Below are 15568 nucleotides of genomic sequence, written 5' to 3' on the forward strand. Positions count from 1 at the left end.
TTACTCTCCTTGTCCGATGAAGGCTTCGTAAGAGCCGTAAGCGTCGTAGCCGTAAGATCCGTCATAGAGGGGCGCAAAGTTGTGTTCCTGTGCCCAGATGAACCAGTTGTCCACGACCGTGCCGGTCAGAAGGATGCCGATACCACCCGTGATCGGGGTGAGAACCGCAAACCACCAGGCCCAGCGGTGAATCCCCTCCATTGTCGCGTTGAACCCCATGGTCCAGCGCCAGAAGAGGGCGGCGCGCTCTGATGCCGTGCCACGGTCGACGATCTGCTCCAACTCCCGGTCTCCGCCGAAACGGCTGACCGCGAGAATGGTGGCGCCGTGCATCGCAAAGAGCAGGACCGAGCCATAGAGGAAGACGATCGAGAGGCAGTGGAACGGGTTGTAGTAGAGGTTGCCGTAGCGGATCGAGAACGCGGTGGTCCAGTCAAGGTGCGGGAAGATGCCGTAGGGCACCGCCTCGGACCACGATCCCATCAGGATCGGCCGGAAGAGGCCCAACACCAGAAAGAGCCAGATGGCAGAGGCGAAGGCCCAGGCGACATGCTTGCCCATCTTGTGGCTTGCGGCCAGTTGATAGGTGCGCAGCCACCAGGCGCAGACAGCCACCAGCAGAAAGAACGAGCTGATGATATACCAGCCGCCATCATTGAGCGGGGGCATCGAGAGGCCGTGTTCGGGCCCCGGCGGCTCGAGTGCCAGCCAGAAGAGTTGCCGCAGGAATTCCGGCAGCGACCAGCCGACCTGCGCCAGCATGTTGAGGCCCACGATAAAGAACCACATGAAGCCGCTGATGAGGCTGATCACACCGAGCATGCCGAGGTTGATCGGACCGATCTGCGCGTTGCCCAGCCAGCCGATGAGGGTCGAGAAAAACGGCTTGCCCGCGCGCTCTTCCATCATCCGGCCAGTGTCGTCCATGCCCCATTCAGGTTGGCCCTGAACCTGCACTTGGGTGAATATATTCTGATACTCAATCATGGTCACATCCCCACTTGGCTAGGCCAGATCGGCAGGTCGAGCCACCAATTCCACCATTCGGGCCAACCCTTGGTCCAGACCGGGCCGGAGATGATGATACAGACAGCCGAGAAAAAGACCGCATTGATCGCCAGAAGAAAGCCGACACGGTGAATGCCCAATGTGCCGACAGAGTAGCCAATGAAGTCGCGAAAGAAGGTATCCTCGTGATCGGGCGTTTTCATCTCTTCGCCCTTCTCGGGATTGGCCGCCGACAGGATCAACCCGCCATGCAGCGCCAGTGCAAAGGTGGTGGTGAAGAACAGCGTCACCGCCAGCATATGCGCCGGGTTGTAGTGGAAGTGCAGATAGGCATATCCGGTGTTCGAGACCCAATCGAGGTGACTGAAGATCCCGTAGGGAAACCCGTGCCCCCAGGCCCCCATCAGAAGCGGGCGAAAGATCACCAGCGTCATATAGGCCAGGATCGCGAAGCTGAAGGCGAAGGGCACATGATAGCCCATCCCCAGCTTGCGACAGATTTCCACTTCGCGCAGCGCCCAGCTGATAAAGGCACCGGTGGCGCAGAAGGTGATGATTTGCCACAATCCCCCCTCCATCAGCGGTGCCAGACCCAGACCGTAGCTGAGGTCAGGCGGCGCGATATTGATGAGCCATGGGTTGAACGTCCCTTGTTGCGACGCCCCCCAGAAAATCAGGATCGTGCCCAAAGCGGCGAAAAATGCTGTCGTGACCCCGAAGAAACCGACATAGAAGGGCCCGACCCAAAAATCGAACAGATCGCCGCCTACCAGCGTTCCTCCGCGGACACGGTACTTTCTTTCAAAACTGAGCAAAGCCATCTCGTGGTCCCCGCGTTGTGCGGCTGTGCGGATGACCCGACCAGCCGTTTCGTTACGTTAGGTAGCCGCGGGCGAAGGCCTGCCCCGCCCGCAGCGATCATTTTGAGAGTGACGTCACTGCCCGTACTTTGCTGCGGCGATTTCAAACCAGTTGAAACCGTCGGTGCTCAGAAGCACGAGATGGATCATCGCTGCCAAAAGAAACAGGAACGCGCCCTGCGCCACGAATACGCGGCGGGGGTCGAAGATGAGCCAGATCTTGTAGAACTTTGCCATGTCTTAACCCCTTTCCTAGAACCACGGGAACCAAATGAAGGTTGCAATATGTGCAACCACTGCAATCGCCGTGAACAGCCATAGGCCGCTCATGTAGACGGAATGCAGCTCTTGGGCCTGCTCGTCTGTGAGACCTGTGAACGACAGGTCAGATTTATCAGCCATGAACTTTCCTCCGGAACGTTATGCTGACGTCGCGTGCCCCGCGACCGGGTCCTTCGAGGCCTGCATGGCCCCGCCGGTTTCTGTCCGCCCCATCATGGGACAGGCAGTCCTTGATCCCGGTCCTTGTCAGGCCGAGAATATCAATGGCGTTGTGCGGTCCGCCTCGGCCCAAGCGCGGGCCAAGGGGCCGCGCAGGTCGAGGGTGCGGTACTGAACCGCCTCGCGCATCCAAAGAACCGTTGCGAAGGGCAGAGCCAACGCAAAGATCATTGCGAAATAGAGCTGAAATTCCAGACCCCTGCGGCGTGCCTGCCGGCTGCGCACACGGGGCGGGTTTGATGTCATGTCAGTCATCGTCTCAGTCCTCCTCTCGAACTGGGGCCCCGGCCATACGGGGTGAAATCGCTTGAACGGTTTGCAGCACGACACGTTCGTCGCCCTGCCGCAGCGCGGCCTCTTCGGCGGCGTCGCGCAATGTCTTGGCTGCGGAAATACGGGTGAGCACCGGATGGGAGGCGACGATCCGCTCCAATTCGCGGGCGGCGTCCGAATCCCATGGGAAATCCCGGCGCAGGGGCGTGGGCGTCGCCTGGACCGCGTCCATTTCCGTGCCCAAGGGCAGGATGTGAAAAAGCGCATCAAAGAGGCTGTTGCACACTTCCTGAACCAGCCATGTGGCCCCCGCATAGCCCATCACCGGCGTGCCGGTCGCGCGCCGGATGGCAGCGCCCGGAAAGCTCATTGGGATGAAAGACGGCTGCGGGCCAAACCCGGCCTTCATCTCAGCCAGATACATCTTCTCGTTGATCGACCCCATCAGGATAAGGGGTCGTTTGGTGTGCACAAGGCTGCGCACCTCCTCGTTGTTGGTCTTTTTCCCGGCTGTCCGGGCCACCGCAAAGGCGCAGGGCAGGCCCATGTCAGTTTCGAGGAAATTGCGCACGCCGCGCGCGTAGGTTTCATTGGCCACGATGCCAAAGTTCGCCGTGGCAAAGAAATCCTGCGTCACCGAGCGCCAGAGATCCCAGACGGGTTTCAGCGTCGAGTGCTTTTCGCGGGCGATGAAGGGTTCTGGGTCAAGCCCGAGCATCTCGCCCAGTGTCCGCAGGAACAGCGTGGTCGATTCGACCCCGATGGGGGCCTGAAGATAGGGCTTGCCCAGAACCTCGGCCAAACCGCGGCCAAACTCTCGGTACATGACGATATTGACATCGGCGTTGACCAGATTGCGCATCTCGGCCAGATGCGCGCCCAGAGGCATCACCATGTTGACCTCTGCCCCGATCCCTTCGACGAGACGACGGATTTCGTGCAGGTCCGAGGGCATGTTGAAGGTGCCATACATTGGCCCAAGGATATTGACGCGCGGGGCGCTGCCCTCTTCGCGCTTTTTCTCGGGGGGCATGCGCCCCTTGGTCATGCCGAATTCGCTGAAGATCCAGGTCATTGCGCGATCCGCCGACTGCCATTGATCCTCATCAATAGTGCGCGGCAGGAAGCGTTGAATATTGGTGCCTTGCGGCGTCACACCGCCGCCGATCATCTCGGCAATGGAGCCGGTGACAACGACGGCTGGCAGGGCGGGATCAAGCGTGCCCCAGGCGCGTTTCATCGCCTCTTCCGTCCCTGATCCCATTTCGCTCTCGCCCAGACCGGTGACCACGATGGGCAATTCATGGGGGGGGAGCGCGTCGGTGTAATGCAGGACCGATGTGACGGGGAGGTTTTCACAGCCCACGGGGCCGTCGATCACCACCTGCAAGCCCTTGACGGCGCAGAAGGCATAGACCGCCCCCCAATATCCGCCTGCGCGATCATGATCCTGAATGAGCATCAGATCATCTCCTGCGCGGCCGCCGCGCGGGCCTGCTTGTCGAGTTTCTTCTGATGCTGCGCGCGGAAATCGGGGCGCAGGTTCGGAGCGCCCTCCCAGATACCGGCGGTATCGCCGTCGCCCACACCGGCAAAGAAGGCGCGCATGTGATCCATCCGGGCCTTGTTGCCCATGGCGGCATTGACCACCTCGGCCAAGCTGCCCGCACCGGCCGGCCCCATGAGGGGACGAGCGGAGATGAGATTGGTGAAATAGAGCGCCGGGATGCCCTTTTCCTTGGCCTTTTGCACGACGGGGGTCGTGCCGATGGCGAGATCAGGTTTGACCGCCTCCATCGCGGCGCAATCATCCTCGAGCGAGGCGCGGAACTTGACCTTGACGCCGTTGGCCGCCAGCCAGTCTGCATCCGCCGCCGACCACGGGGTTTTCGGGCAGGCGGTGCCGACATAGGGCACATTGGCCCCGCTTTCGATCAAGAGACGCGCCACCAGCAATTCGCTGCCCTCATAGCCCGAGAGCGTGATCGTGCCGGTGATGGGCGCATTGGCGAGCGCGCCTTTGATGGCGGGCAGGAAGGCGTTTTGCGCCGCTGCAACCTTATCCGGCGCGAGGCCAAAGGCGTCGCCGATACCCGCCAGCCATGCGGCGGTGCCGTCATGGCCCACGGGCGCAGAGCCCACGATGGGGCGGCCTGCGGCCTCGAATTCGCGGATCGCGGCGGTGTAGAACGGATGGATCGCCGCCACCGCGCCGCAATCGAGCGCAGCATATAGCTCGCGCCACTCACGGGCCGGCACCACCGGCCCGGCAGCCAGCCCCAAGGGGGCCAACATCGCGCCGATCATCATCGGGTCCGCCGGGAACATCTCGCCCAGCAGGGTCACAGTCGGGCGGTCGGATTTGCCGCCCTGAGGGGCCGCAACCGGGCCTGCCATCACTTCTTTGCGGGCGTAATTCAGCATCGCACCGGCCAACACATCCTTGGCCTCGGCATGGGTGGGGATACCAAAGCCCGGCACGTCGATGCCGACGATTCGCACGCCGTTGATTTCGCTGGGGAGCAGACGCAGCGGCACGCCGCTCGCAGTCGGCACGCAGAGGTTGGTCACGACAATGGCGTCGAACCGATCCGGGTCGGCCATCTCATGCACGCTCTCGCGGATATCCTCGAAGAGCTTGCCGGTGACGAGCGTTTCGGAATTGAAGGGGACGTAACCCACCGAGCGGCGCGCCCCGTAGAAATGCGACACGAAGGTCAGGCCATAGACGCAGCAGGCGGACCCGCTCAGCACGGTCGCCACGCGCTTCATGCGCAGGCCGACGCGGAGCGAGCCAAAGGCCGGGCACATGCTCTGGGGTTGGTCATGCGGTCCCTTGGGATAATCGCGGGCGTATCGGTCGAGCAATTCGGATTGCCCCGCCATGCGCGCGGCCTTGTCCATCTCGGCACCGGAATGGCAGCCCCCTGCCCCGTCCGACACCTCGGGCGATGGCTCTACGGCGGTGCCGGAGATCACATGGGCCTCGGCAGCCCCGTCATATGTGACTTCATCGCTCATGACGCCCGCCTTTGGGGGGATGCTTGCTCATCCCGGTCTGCGGTCGTAGAGGACGCGGCAATATCGGCCAAAAGGCGGCGCAGTTGCTCGGGGCGGGCGTGCGCCAACAGGCGCTGCACCTCGGCCAATGTCTCGCGGCGGGGGTGATCAGGCGTCGTCATAGACCACCTCCAGCGATGCTTTGGGCGCTGCGTATTTGCCGCGCATATCCTCGTCTGTTGCAGGCACCAGAACGTAATCTCCGCCTGTGTCCTTGCTGTCGAAGAGCGCCAGAAGCCCATCCTGATCGAGCGGATTGGGGCGCACCGGCGGGGCGACCGAGACCGCCTCGGCCAGTTCGGCAAAGAGACTGCCCCATTGGCTCTCTGCTGTGCCAACGATCTGATAATTGGCGGATTTCTTGCGCAGGTCGTCATCCTGCGGGATCGCGGCCAGCACGGGGATATTGACGGATTTGGCAAAGGCCTGCGCCTCGCCGGAATGGTCATCCTTGTTGATCACCAGACCCGCGACACCGACATTGCCGCCCAGCTTGCGGAAATACTCAACCGCGGAGCAGACGTTGTTGGCGACATAGAGCGATTGCAAGTCGTTCGAGGCGACAAGAATGACCTTTTGCGCCATGTCCCGCGCGATGGGCAGGCCAAAGCCGCCGCAGACCACATCGCCCAGAAAGTCCAGAAGGACGTAATCGAAATCCCAATCGTGAAAGCCGAGTTTCTCCAGCAGCTCAAAGCCGTGGATGATCCCGCGCCCGCCACAGCCCCGGCCCACTTCTGGCCCGCCCAGCTCCATCGCAAAGACGCCGCCGCGTTTGAAACAGACATCGCCGATCTTGACCGGCTCACCAGCCAGGTTCTTCTTGGCTGAGGTTTCGATGATTGTGGGGCAGGCCTTGCCGCCGAACAGCAGGCTGGTGGTGTCGGATTTTGGATCGCAGCCGATCAGCAGCACGCGCTTGCCCATTTCGGCCATCATATGGCTGAGGTTGGCGAGCGTGAAACTCTTGCCGATGCCACCCTTGCCGTAGATCGCAATGATCTGCGTCTTGGACTTCGGCTCGGCTGTGATGATGTCCGCCAGGTCTTCATGCGCTTCATCACGCAGCCGTTGGTCGAACTCTTTTAGGTTCGGCACGTCGTCTTTCATGCTGCGTCCTTCCAGTTGAGTATCATTTTGAGGCAATCTGGATCGCTGAAGGCGGTCCGATAAGCCTGCGTTGCGTCGCGAGATGTGGCCTGATGCGTGATCAGCCCAGCAAGGCTAAGCACACCCGATTCAACCAAAGCGCGGGTGGCGGTCAGGTCGTCATGCGCCCATTCGGCGGCAACGCGCAGGCGCGCCTCTTTCATGAAGGCCATCGGAAAGGCAAAGCTGAGCGCCTGCGGATAAAATCCCGCAAGCACCACCTCGCCCCCCTTGGCCAGCCGGCCAATCAGGGTATTGAGGATCGTGGGATCGCCAGAGGCGTCGTAAATGGCGCGGTAATCGCGGCGCGTGTCCGTATCGGGATGGATCACCGGATAGCCCTGTGCGCCCTTGCAACGATCCGCTTGGGTTTCCCAGACGGTGGGCGCAGGCGCACCGGCGGCAATCGTCAACCGTGCGAGCAAACGGCCCAGAACGCCGTGACCGACGATGAGATCCGGCACCGCCTTGTCCAGCCCCGCCATCGCATGGCGCGCTGTTGCTGCGAGCGCCAATAGCGCGCCCTCGGCCCCGAAACCCGCATCGATTCGACAAACCCGCGAGGCCTTGGTCACGAGGCGCGCTGAGGCCCCACCAAAGAGACCAAACGCCCCTTCAAAACAATCGGCACCGGGCACGAACACATGATCGCCGGGTTTGTAGCCTGTGCCGGGGGCCGCCTCGACCACTTCGCCTGCGGCTTCGTAGCCGGGCACCAGCGGATAGCCCATGCCGGGAAACGGCGGCATCTGGCCGGACCAAAAGAGTTTTTCGGTGCCGGTGGAAATGCCTGAATGGGTGACATCGACCACCAGATCGCCCGCACCCGGCGCCTTGAGCATCAGGGTGTCAACCGAGAGGTCTTCGGGACCTCTGAGATGGACGGCGCGGGTTTCGATGGTAGCCTCCTATCCGTTGCCTGACACTGTCAGATTTTGGATTCCTCTTCCTTGTAAGTGTAACCGGACAGGTCAATGTGTCAATCTTTCTTTACATGTATATTCACATTTCCGTCAGGCTGACTTGACACACGACAGCGCGCTGGCAACGAAAGGGCGCAGGCTGCGCGGTGTGTGGATCTGGTCAAATCCAGCGGCCCGGCAAAGCGCGGCGATGCGCGCGGCCGAGCGTGCGCGTCCGGTGCCCATCGCCATGGTATAAAAGGCAAAATACACGTCACCCGCACGCTCTGGCCGTGCGCCACCGGCCATTGGTTCAGCCACAATCAGCCGTCCGCCGGGGGGCAAGGCGGCATGGATCTTGGCCAAGAGCGCCGTCACGGTGGCGTCGTCGTGATCGTAAAGCACCCGAATGAGTGAGATTGTATCCGCGCCCATGGGCAGGGACTCTGTGCGAAACGAGCCGGGAACGAGTGTCAACCGCGCGCTCAACCCAGCCTGTGCCAAACGGGCGCGCGCGGAGGGGATCACCTCGGGGAGATCGAAGAGCGTGAGGCTCAGCCTGGGGTAACGCGCGGCGACCGCGCCCAGAAACGCGCCGCTGCCGCCGCCGATATCCAGCAGGTGACGCGTGTCCTTGAACGGGATCATCCGCAGCACATCCTGCGCCACAAGTCCCTGAGATTGCGCCATGAGGTCCGAATAGCGATGGGCGACCTCCGGCTCCATTTCTGCGGCCGCGCCAAAGACATAGGGCCAGAAACGGGCCAATTCCGTCTCGCCCTGCCCGCGCAAGAGGGCGACGGGATCTGCCATGTCAGCGTAGAAGGCGTGATGATGGCGAATCATCGCTTCAAGCCCCGGCACCCCGAGAATGGCCGCACCTTTGCGGGCCAGAGCATAGCGCCCGTCACGGCGACGTTTGAGGAGATGAAGAGCCGCGCCCGCCTGAAGCAGAATCGTCATGCGATCTTCGGGCACACCCGTGCGTCGCGCCAGACCGGCGGGGTCCTGCGGTCCATCGGCGAGACGATGCAAAAGCTCCAGCTCGACCAGCGCCGATAGCACCTGCGACTGCACAAACCCTTGGACGATATCGAAAATCTCGGCCCCGTCGCGCCGCGCAATGCCACGTGTCAAGGGGAAGCCGCTGGCCCAATGCTGAAAGCGTGGATTTGAGATCAGGCGCGTGAGCCAGCCGCCACGCCTCTGCGGGCGACGCTCTGTCAGGTCGCCTGCCACAGTCATGCGGTCAGGCCCGCATGCGCGCGGGCAGAACAGAAATGATCCGCTCGGCCTGCATCTGTACCATCTTGGCCAGACGCGCCTCGCCGGGGCAGGACGGGATCGAGGAAATCGCCCCCGCCAGAATATCCTTGAGCCGCGTTACGGCCCCGGGCACGCCGAGTTCGGCCACCGCATTGGGACGCCCGTGCAGATCGTCCTGCCCCACCGGCTTGCCCAGGGTCTCGGCATCCAAGAGTGCATCGCGCAAGTCGTCGGCCACCTGAAACGCGGCACCGATGCGCGCGCCAAGCTCATACCACGGTTCGGGCTCATGCCCCGCCGCGATGGCCCCCATCTGGGTTGCGGCGATAAAGAGCGCGCCGGTTTTGGAGCGGTGATAGGCCTCGAGATCGACCTTTGGTTCGCTCTCCCAGCCCTGACCAGCACAGATGCCATTGGGCATGCCGCTGCGTCGGGCAAGGGCAAGGATCAACGCCGTGGCGCGGCCGGCATCGTGATGGGCCACGCGGGCGAGAATTTCAAAGGACATGATGATCAGCGCATCGCCGGTCAGCACGGCCAGCGGTTCGGAATAGGCGCGATGCACCGAAGCCTTGCCGCGTCGCAGATCGGCATCGTCGAAACAGGGCAGATCATCATGCACAAGGCTTGCGCAATGCATGATCTCCAGTGCTGCGGCGGCGGCATCGCTGAGGTCGGGCCGGTCATCGCCACAGGCCATTGCCACAGACATGAGAATCGTCGGGCGGATGCGCGCGCCCCCGGGGCTTGTCGCGTAATCAAGGGCGTCGGCCAGCCGTGCCGGGGTCTGCCCCGCCTGCCCCCGCGCAATCGCCTGCGCAATGGCCGCCTCAATGCGGGTCTCGATGGGCATGGCCACTCCTTTTTGCCGATTGTATCACAAATCTGACACATCATGTGTAAATCATACTGGACACATTGCGCGCATGAGTCAACAATCGCATTATGAAGTCAGACACCCCTCTTTCAGACGCGCGCACCCGAGTCGTAGTCGTCGGTGCCGGGATCGCGGGGCTGGCTGCTGCTGTGCGGCTGGCGCATGCCGGCCTGCCGGCTATGGTGCTGGAACGCCACGCCGGTCCGGGCGGCAAGATGCGCGCCCTGCCCTCGGCGGCCGGGCCGGTCGATGCGGGGCCAACTGTTTTGACCCTGCGCGGCGTCTTTGACGCGCTCTTTGCCAGTATCGGCGAGCGCCTTGAGGATCACATTGACCTTGTTCCGCAAGAGATTCTTGCGCGGCATTTCTGGCCGGATGGCAGCATGCTCGACCTCTTTGCCGATGAGACGCGAAGTTGCGCAGCAATCCATGCCTTTGCGGGAGCGCGGGCCGCGCGGCAGTTTACCGAATTCTCCAAGCGCGCCCGCCGCCTCTTCACGGCCTTTGACGGGCCGATGATGCAGGCGGCCGCGCCCTCTCCGCTTGCCCTGAGCGCCGTTGTTGCGCGACAACCGACGCTGATCCGCGCCATGGCGCCGCTGTCCACACTGGCGCAGAGCCTTGCGCGGCACTTTGACGACCCACGTCTGGCACAGCTCTTTGGGCGCTATGCGACCTATGTCGGCGGGTCGCCCTATCACTCCCCAGCCCTTCTGTCATTGATCTGGCAAGCCGAGGCGGCGGGGGTCTGGGTGGTGCGGGGCGGCATGCACCGGCTGGCGCAAAGTCTGATGGATTTGGCGCGCGCGCGCGGGGCCGAGTTCCGCTTTCAGGCGCATGTCGCGCGGATTGATACGCACGCGGGGGGCGCGACCGGCGTCACCCTTGCCGATGGCACGCATATTCCTGCGGCGCATGTGGTGTTCAACGGCGATCCGCGCGCTTTGGCCTCGGGGGCGCTTGGGCCCGACCTGTCTCATATTGCCCCGCAAACACTCAGGAGCGCGCGCAGCCTCTCGGCTCAGGTCTGGGCCTTTGCCGCCACGCCCTCGGGCGTTGATCTGGCGCATCACAATGTGTTCTTTGCCGCCGATCCTAGGTCCGAATTTGACGACCTGCGCACCGGGCGCTGCCCGCGTGATCCCACGGTCTATATCTGTGCGCAGGATCGTGGACTGCTCGAGCCGCCCCCAACGCGGGAGCGGTTCGAGATCATTCTGAATGCTCCGCCGCTCGACGGCCTCACCCAAGCAGCCGAGGATTTTGCCTCATGTTACACCCGAACCTTTCAGACCCTCGCGGGTTTTGGTCTGCGCTTCAATCCCTTGCCGGGCGAGGGGGCGCTGACGACGCCGGCGCGGTTCGACCGGATGTTCCCAGCCTCGCTCGGATCGCTCTACGGGCAGAGCCCGCAGGGGATGATGGCGGCCTTTCAGCGCCCGGTGGCGCGGACGCGGGTGACGGGCCTCTATCTGGTGGGGGGTGGGGCGCATCCGGGGGCGGGCGTGCCCATGGCCACGCTCTCCGCCCGGCACGCGGCCGAGGCGATATTGAGCGACCGAATTTCAATCTCGACATCCCCAGCATTGGCTACGCCTGGTGGTATATCGACGGCCTGAGCGACGATGGCCGCCGTGCGGTCAGCGTCATTGCCTTCATCGGATCGGTATTCTCGCCATGGTATGCCTGGTCAGGCCGCAAGAACCCGGCCAACCATGTCTGCATCAACGTGGCCACCTATGGGCAAGGGGGGCGGTTCACGATGACCGACCGAGGCACGTCTGCTTTGCGCCAGACAGAGGATTGCCTGACGGTGGGGCCATCCTCGATGCGTTGGCAGGACGGGCAGTTGATCATTGAGATCAACGAGATTTCATCGCCGCCCGTCATCAGCCGCGTGCGCGGACGTATTACCGTGACGCCGACGGCGTTGACGGGGGTAGAGTTACCGCTGACCCCCGAAGGTACACATATCTGGCGGCCCTTTGGCCCCACCTCGACCATCGAGGTCGATCTCGACGCGCCCGGATGGCAGTGGCAGGGGCACGGCTATTTCGACGCCAACTTTGGCACGCGCGCGCTGGAACAGGATTTTCGCTATTGGACCTGGGGGCGGTATCCGGCGCGGGGTGGATCGACCTGTTTCTACGATGCGGTTCGGATGGATGGATCAGAACTGGCGATGGCCGTGCATTTTGATGCAGCAGGCAACGCGGAAACCATTCCTCTGCCACCCAAGGTGGCGATGCGCCGGAGTCTCTGGATGGTGGCGCGCGACACCCGTGCCGACGCTGGCTATCAGCCCAAGCAGGTCAAGCCGATGCTCGATGCGCCGTTCTACAGCCGTTCGGCGGTGCGCACGCGGTTGGACGGTGAGGAAACCGTGGGGGTGCATGAAGCCTTGGACCTGACGCGGTTTCGTGCCGGTGTGCTCAAGCCGATGCTCGCCGTGCGCGTGCCGCGCCGATCACGGTGGCGGTTTGAATAGAGACGGGAAACTGAGCCAAGATGACAGTGCTCGAGGTCAGAGGGACCGCGTGGTTAAACCGCAATCAAGGTCCGCTCAAGACCAATCGCCGCCGCCTAGCGCACCGCATCCGGGTTGAGCCGCAGCACCGAGAGGTTGAGCAGCCCCGCCACGCTGACCCATGTGAGATAGGGCACAAAGAGCAGCCCGGCGATCCAATCCACGGACCAGAGCGCCACCAACGTTGTCGCCACCGAGACCCAAAGGGCGCAGAGCACGATCAGCCCCAACCGCATCCGCCGCAGGCCAAAGAAGACCGGCGTCCACAGCCCGTTGAGTGCGATTTGCAAGGACCAGAGCGCCATCGCAATCCCGTTGCCGGGGCTGACCGCCACGCGTGCGCCCGCCGCCGCCATGCAGATATAGAGGGTGGTCCATGCCACGGGAAAGAGCCAGTTGGGCGGCGTCCACCACGGCTTTTTCAGGCGCGCATACCAGTCACCCGGCGGAAACAACCCGCCGGTCGACCCTGCCGCAAAGCAGGCTGCCAGAAAAATTCCGAAGGTGATCCATATCATGCAGTCTCTCTAACCTGCCCGACATCGCGGCTCAACCCTGTCTCGCGCTCGATATCCTGCGCCTTGAGGCGGGCCAGCGCCTCGTAAAGCGTATCGCTCCAGTCGGCGGCACGGGGGGCGTCCTGAGCGGCGGCGCGCACCAGAAACTCGGTTTCAGGCAGGGATTTGGCGTAGATCATGGGGGAGTGGGGCAGGATCACCGTGCCGCCCGCCCGCAGCATGGCCAGCATGAGCCAGCCCAGTTTCTGCCGACCATTGGTGCGGGCGCGCCGGGTGATGCTGTCATAGCCACCGGCCCGCACCCGCCCGCCAATTCCGGCGTAGATGAAGCGGGCGGCAAAGATGCCCGGCCGTGCCGCGAGCGGAAGCGCAGCAATCCCGGATTCAGAGCGGTTATAGAGCGCGTCGGCCTCGTGCAGGAGTTTGCGCACCATGCGACGGTTCTCGGGGGTTGCCGTTGTGCTGTGCAGGAAGTCGTCGGGCGTCATGCCTGCCTCGGAGAGCCAGTCGAGCGGCAGATAAAGCCGCCCCTCGCGCGCGTCTTCGCCGACATCGCGGGCAATATTGGTGAGTTGCATGGCAACGCCCAGATCGCAGGCCCGTGCCAGCGCATCACGGTCGCGCACCCGCATCAGCACGCACATCATTGCGCCCACGGCAGAGGCCACGCGCGCCGCATAGGCCCGCAGCTCGGACAGGGTTGCATAGCGCCGCCCTTCGGCATCCCAAGCCAAGCCCTCGAGCAGCGCATCCGGCAGGGCGCGCGGCATGTCGAACCCCTCGATGATGGCGGCAAAGGCGCGGTCGGCGGGGGCATTGCGGGGCCGCCCCGCATAGGCGAGATCCAGCCGTTCGTGCAGCGACAGGACCGCCGCCGCCTTTTCGCGGTTTTCGTCCACGGCGTCATCGGCCAGACGGCAAAAGGCATAGAGCGCCAAGGCCGGATCGCGGACCCGGCGCGGCAAGAGTTTGGAGGCGGCGTGAAAAGAACGTGACCCGTGGCGGATCGCCTCGGTGCAATGCGCCAGATCATGCGGGTCAATCATCGCTCTACCCCCACGGGCACCGCATCGGGCACCAATTGCGCCAGCACTTCGGCGCTGGAAATCACCCCCGGCAAGCCCGCGCCCGGATGGGTGCCTGCCCCGACAAGGTAGAGGCCGCGCGCCTCTTCGCTGACGTTATGGGGGCGGAACCACGCGCTTTGCAGGATGCGCGGCTCGATGGAAAATCCGGTGCCATAGGGGCTGAGATAGCGGTCGCGAAAGGTTTCGGGGGTGAAGACCTCGGACGCGGTCAGATACGCGCCCAACCCCGGAAGCAATTGATCTTCGAGCACCTTTTGCACCTTTTGGCGATAGGGTTCGGCCTCGGCGGCCCAATCTACCGGATCGGCATGGCCCAGATGAGGCACCGGGCTGAGCGCGTAAAACGTGTCCCCCCCCGCAGGGGCAACACCCGGATCGGTGACCGAGGGGCGATGCACATAGAGGCTCATGTCCTCGGACAGAATGCCACGCCGGAAGATGTCGCGAACCAGCCCTTTGTAACGGGGGCCGTTGAGAATGGTGTGATGGCCCGCATCCGGCCACATCTCGCGCGTGCCTTGGGTGCCGAAATACCAAACAAAGAGGCTCATCGACCAGCGCGAGCGTTTGAGCCGTGCCGGTGTCCAGCGCCGTTTCGTGTGATTGCGCAACAGGTGGTCATAGGTGTGCCCGGCATCGGCATTGGAGACGACGATATCGGCGTTGATCGCCTCACCACCCAACAGCTTGACGCCCGTTGCATGGCTCTTGGTGATGACGATCTCATCGACCTCGGCCCCCTGCCGGATCAGACCGCCCTGCCCCTCGATCACCCGGACCATGGCGCGGGCGATGGCATCGACACCGCCGATGGCGTAATGCACGCCAAAGGCCGCCTCCAGATGGCTGACGAGCGCATACATGGACGTCACGTTGAAGGGATCACCGCCGATAAAGAGCGGATGGAACGACAGCGCCATGCGCAGGCGTTCATCCTTCATCCGCCCCGCCGCATGGGCATAGACCGAGCGGTCGGCCCGCAGCCACGCGAATTTCGGCAAGACCTTGATCAGGTCTACCAGACGGTGCATGGACCTGCGCCCCAGATCCTCGAAGCCGAACCAATAGCGCGTCTCGCTGTCCTTGACGAAGCGATCATAGCCCGCCAAGTCGCCGGGCGACAGGCGCGAGACCTCAGCGCGCATCGCCTCCCGGTCCTGACGCGCCGTAAAGGTGCTGCCATCCGGCCAGCGGATTTCGTAGAAAGGATCGAGCGCGCGCAGATCGACATCGGTATCGAAATCGCGCCCGCAGGCCGCCCACAACTCGCGAAAGAGCTGCGGTACAGTGACAATTGTCGGCCCCAGATCAAAGCGGTGACCGTCCTTGGTGATGCTGGAGCCGCGACCGCCGGGGCTGTCAAGGCGGTCCAGAACTGTCACGCGGTATCCTTTGGCCCCCAGTCGCATCGCAGAGGCCAACCCCCCGAGCCCGGCCCCAATGACCACTGCATGCGGGGCATCGGCGCGTGTGGCCTGTTCCATCAGGCGCGGATCGACTCTTGTCAACATAAGATGACCCTACATGTGTCTAGTTTAA

At 63.3% G+C, this 15568-nt stretch carries 17 protein-coding genes; 2 read left to right on the forward strand and 15 right to left on the reverse strand.

The genetic code is table 11. The features are described from left to right. The 12 genes from pufM to ROS217_RS18240 form a co-directional block, all read right to left on the reverse strand. On the reverse strand, positions 1-987 hold the full coding sequence (gene pufM / locus ROS217_RS18190; protein ID WP_009819265.1) for a photosynthetic reaction center subunit M: 987 nt from the start codon (positions 985-987) through the stop codon (positions 1-3). Between the two features lie 2 nt (positions 988-989). After that, entirely contained in the window at positions 990-1829 is an 840-nt protein-coding gene (pufL, locus tag ROS217_RS18195) for a photosynthetic reaction center subunit L (protein WP_009819266.1), read from the reverse strand. A gap of 114 nt (positions 1830-1943) precedes the next feature. Further along, positions 1944-2105 (reverse strand): light-harvesting antenna LH1, alpha subunit, encoded by a 162-nt coding sequence (gene pufA / locus ROS217_RS18200; protein ID WP_008280385.1) that lies wholly within the window; start codon positions 2103-2105, stop codon positions 1944-1946. Positions 2106-2120: 15 nt separating this feature from the next. After that, a complete protein-coding gene (gene pufB, locus ROS217_RS18205) occupies positions 2121-2270 on the reverse strand; it encodes a light-harvesting antenna LH1, beta subunit (RefSeq protein WP_009819267.1) in 150 nt (49 codons plus the stop codon). 126 nt (positions 2271-2396) lie between these two features. Continuing rightward, positions 2397-2624 carry a cytochrome PufQ gene (pufQ, locus tag ROS217_RS18210; protein WP_009819268.1) on the reverse strand — a complete coding sequence of 76 codons (228 nt, stop codon included), beginning with the start codon at positions 2622-2624 and terminating at the stop codon, positions 2397-2399. Between the two features lie 4 nt (positions 2625-2628). Beyond that, positions 2629-4104 (reverse strand): chlorophyllide a reductase subunit Z, encoded by a 1476-nt coding sequence (gene bchZ, locus ROS217_RS18215; protein WP_009819269.1) that lies wholly within the window; start codon positions 4102-4104, stop codon positions 2629-2631. Beyond that, positions 4104-5663 carry a chlorophyllide a reductase subunit Y gene (gene bchY / locus ROS217_RS18220; protein WP_009819270.1) on the reverse strand — a complete coding sequence of 520 codons (1560 nt, stop codon included), beginning with the start codon at positions 5661-5663 and terminating at the stop codon, positions 4104-4106. The genes bchZ and bchY overlap by 1 nt, the downstream gene beginning before the upstream one ends. Further along, positions 5660-5824 (reverse strand): hypothetical protein, encoded by a 165-nt coding sequence (locus tag ROS217_RS24440; protein WP_198134901.1) that lies wholly within the window; start codon positions 5822-5824, stop codon positions 5660-5662. Before ROS217_RS24440 ends, bchY begins: the two co-directional genes overlap by 4 nt. Beyond that, the gene (locus ROS217_RS18225) at positions 5811-6812 is read right to left on the reverse strand and encodes a chlorophyllide a reductase iron protein subunit X (RefSeq protein WP_009819271.1); all 1002 of its coding nucleotides are present in this window, start codon (positions 6810-6812) and stop codon (positions 5811-5813) included. Before ROS217_RS18225 ends, ROS217_RS24440 begins: the two co-directional genes overlap by 14 nt. Continuing rightward, entirely contained in the window at positions 6809-7750 is a 942-nt protein-coding gene (gene bchC / locus ROS217_RS18230; RefSeq protein ID WP_040650741.1) for a chlorophyll synthesis pathway protein BchC, read from the reverse strand. The genes ROS217_RS18225 and bchC overlap by 4 nt, the downstream gene beginning before the upstream one ends. A 114-nt stretch (positions 7751-7864) precedes the next feature. Continuing rightward, complete coding sequence (locus ROS217_RS18235; protein WP_009819273.1) at positions 7865-8998, reverse strand: methyltransferase; 1134 nt, start codon at positions 8996-8998, stop codon at positions 7865-7867. A 4-nt stretch (positions 8999-9002) separates the two neighbouring features. Continuing rightward, positions 9003-9872 (reverse strand): polyprenyl synthetase family protein, encoded by an 870-nt coding sequence (locus ROS217_RS18240; RefSeq protein WP_009819274.1) that lies wholly within the window; start codon positions 9870-9872, stop codon positions 9003-9005. Between the two features lie 92 nt (positions 9873-9964). On the opposite strand from ROS217_RS18240, the gene crtD reads away from it, so the two are divergent. Both crtD and crtC read left to right on the forward strand, forming a co-directional pair. Beyond that, on the forward strand, positions 9965-11515 hold the full coding sequence (gene crtD, locus ROS217_RS18245) for a 1-hydroxycarotenoid 3,4-desaturase CrtD (protein WP_009819275.1): 1551 nt from the start codon (positions 9965-9967) through the stop codon (positions 11513-11515). Further along, positions 11512-12384 (forward strand): carotenoid 1,2-hydratase, encoded by an 873-nt coding sequence (gene crtC / locus ROS217_RS18250; protein WP_083781595.1) that lies wholly within the window; start codon positions 11512-11514, stop codon positions 12382-12384. Before crtD ends, crtC begins: the two co-directional genes overlap by 4 nt. Positions 12385-12479: 95 nt before the next feature. Here the strand turns inward: crtC and tspO are convergent, their stop codons facing one another. Genes tspO through ROS217_RS18265 form a run of 3 tightly spaced genes read right to left on the reverse strand, consistent with a single transcriptional unit; the run spans position 12480 to position 15540 of the window. Next, positions 12480-12941 (reverse strand): tryptophan-rich sensory protein TspO, encoded by a 462-nt coding sequence (tspO, locus tag ROS217_RS18255; protein WP_009819277.1) that lies wholly within the window; start codon positions 12939-12941, stop codon positions 12480-12482. Then, positions 12938-13987 carry a 15-cis-phytoene synthase gene (gene crtB, locus ROS217_RS18260; RefSeq protein WP_009819278.1) on the reverse strand — a complete coding sequence of 350 codons (1050 nt, stop codon included), beginning with the start codon at positions 13985-13987 and terminating at the stop codon, positions 12938-12940. Before crtB ends, tspO begins: the two co-directional genes overlap by 4 nt. Then, positions 13984-15540, reverse strand: coding sequence for a phytoene desaturase (locus ROS217_RS18265; RefSeq protein ID WP_009819279.1), 1557 nt, complete (start codon positions 15538-15540; stop codon positions 13984-13986). The genes crtB and ROS217_RS18265 overlap by 4 nt, the downstream gene beginning before the upstream one ends. Positions 15541-15568 lie beyond the last annotated feature (28 nt).

Origin of the sequence: Roseovarius sp. 217 (assembly GCF_000152845.1) — a bacterium.
Classification (GTDB): domain Bacteria; phylum Pseudomonadota; class Alphaproteobacteria; order Rhodobacterales; family Rhodobacteraceae; genus Roseovarius.

Bases quoted from the DNA above. Each gene is read 5' to 3' on its own strand.
- pufM (WP_009819265.1), bottom strand. From the start codon at position 987: ATGATTGAGTATCAGAATATATTCACCCAAGTGCAGGTTCAGGGCCAA.
- pufL (WP_009819266.1), bottom strand. From the start codon at position 1,829: ATGGCTTTGCTCAGTTTTGAAAGAAAGTACCGTGTCCGCGGAGGAACG.
- pufA (WP_008280385.1), bottom strand. From the start codon at position 2,105: ATGGCAAAGTTCTACAAGATCTGGCTCATCTTCGACCCCCGCCGCGTA.
- pufB (WP_009819267.1), bottom strand. From the start codon at position 2,270: ATGGCTGATAAATCTGACCTGTCGTTCACAGGTCTCACAGACGAGCAG.
- pufQ (WP_009819268.1), bottom strand. From the start codon at position 2,624: ATGACTGACATGACATCAAACCCGCCCCGTGTGCGCAGCCGGCAGGCA.
- bchZ (WP_009819269.1), bottom strand. From the start codon at position 4,104: ATGCTCATTCAGGATCATGATCGCGCAGGCGGATATTGGGGGGCGGTC.
- bchY (WP_009819270.1), bottom strand. From the start codon at position 5,663: ATGAGCGATGAAGTCACATATGACGGGGCTGCCGAGGCCCATGTGATC.
- ROS217_RS24440 (WP_198134901.1), bottom strand. From the start codon at position 5,824: ATGACGACGCCTGATCACCCCCGCCGCGAGACATTGGCCGAGGTGCAG.
- ROS217_RS18225 (WP_009819271.1), bottom strand. From the start codon at position 6,812: ATGAAAGACGACGTGCCGAACCTAAAAGAGTTCGACCAACGGCTGCGT.
- ROS217_RS18235 (WP_009819273.1), bottom strand. From the start codon at position 8,998: ATGACTGTGGCAGGCGACCTGACAGAGCGTCGCCCGCAGAGGCGTGGC.
- ROS217_RS18240 (WP_009819274.1), bottom strand. From the start codon at position 9,872: ATGCCCATCGAGACCCGCATTGAGGCGGCCATTGCGCAGGCGATTGCG.
- crtD (WP_009819275.1), top strand. From the start codon at position 9,965: ATGAAGTCAGACACCCCTCTTTCAGACGCGCGCACCCGAGTCGTAGTC.
- tspO (WP_009819277.1), bottom strand. From the start codon at position 12,941: ATGATATGGATCACCTTCGGAATTTTTCTGGCAGCCTGCTTTGCGGCA.
- crtB (WP_009819278.1), bottom strand. From the start codon at position 13,987: ATGATTGACCCGCATGATCTGGCGCATTGCACCGAGGCGATCCGCCAC.
- ROS217_RS18265 (WP_009819279.1), bottom strand. From the start codon at position 15,540: ATGTTGACAAGAGTCGATCCGCGCCTGATGGAACAGGCCACACGCGCC.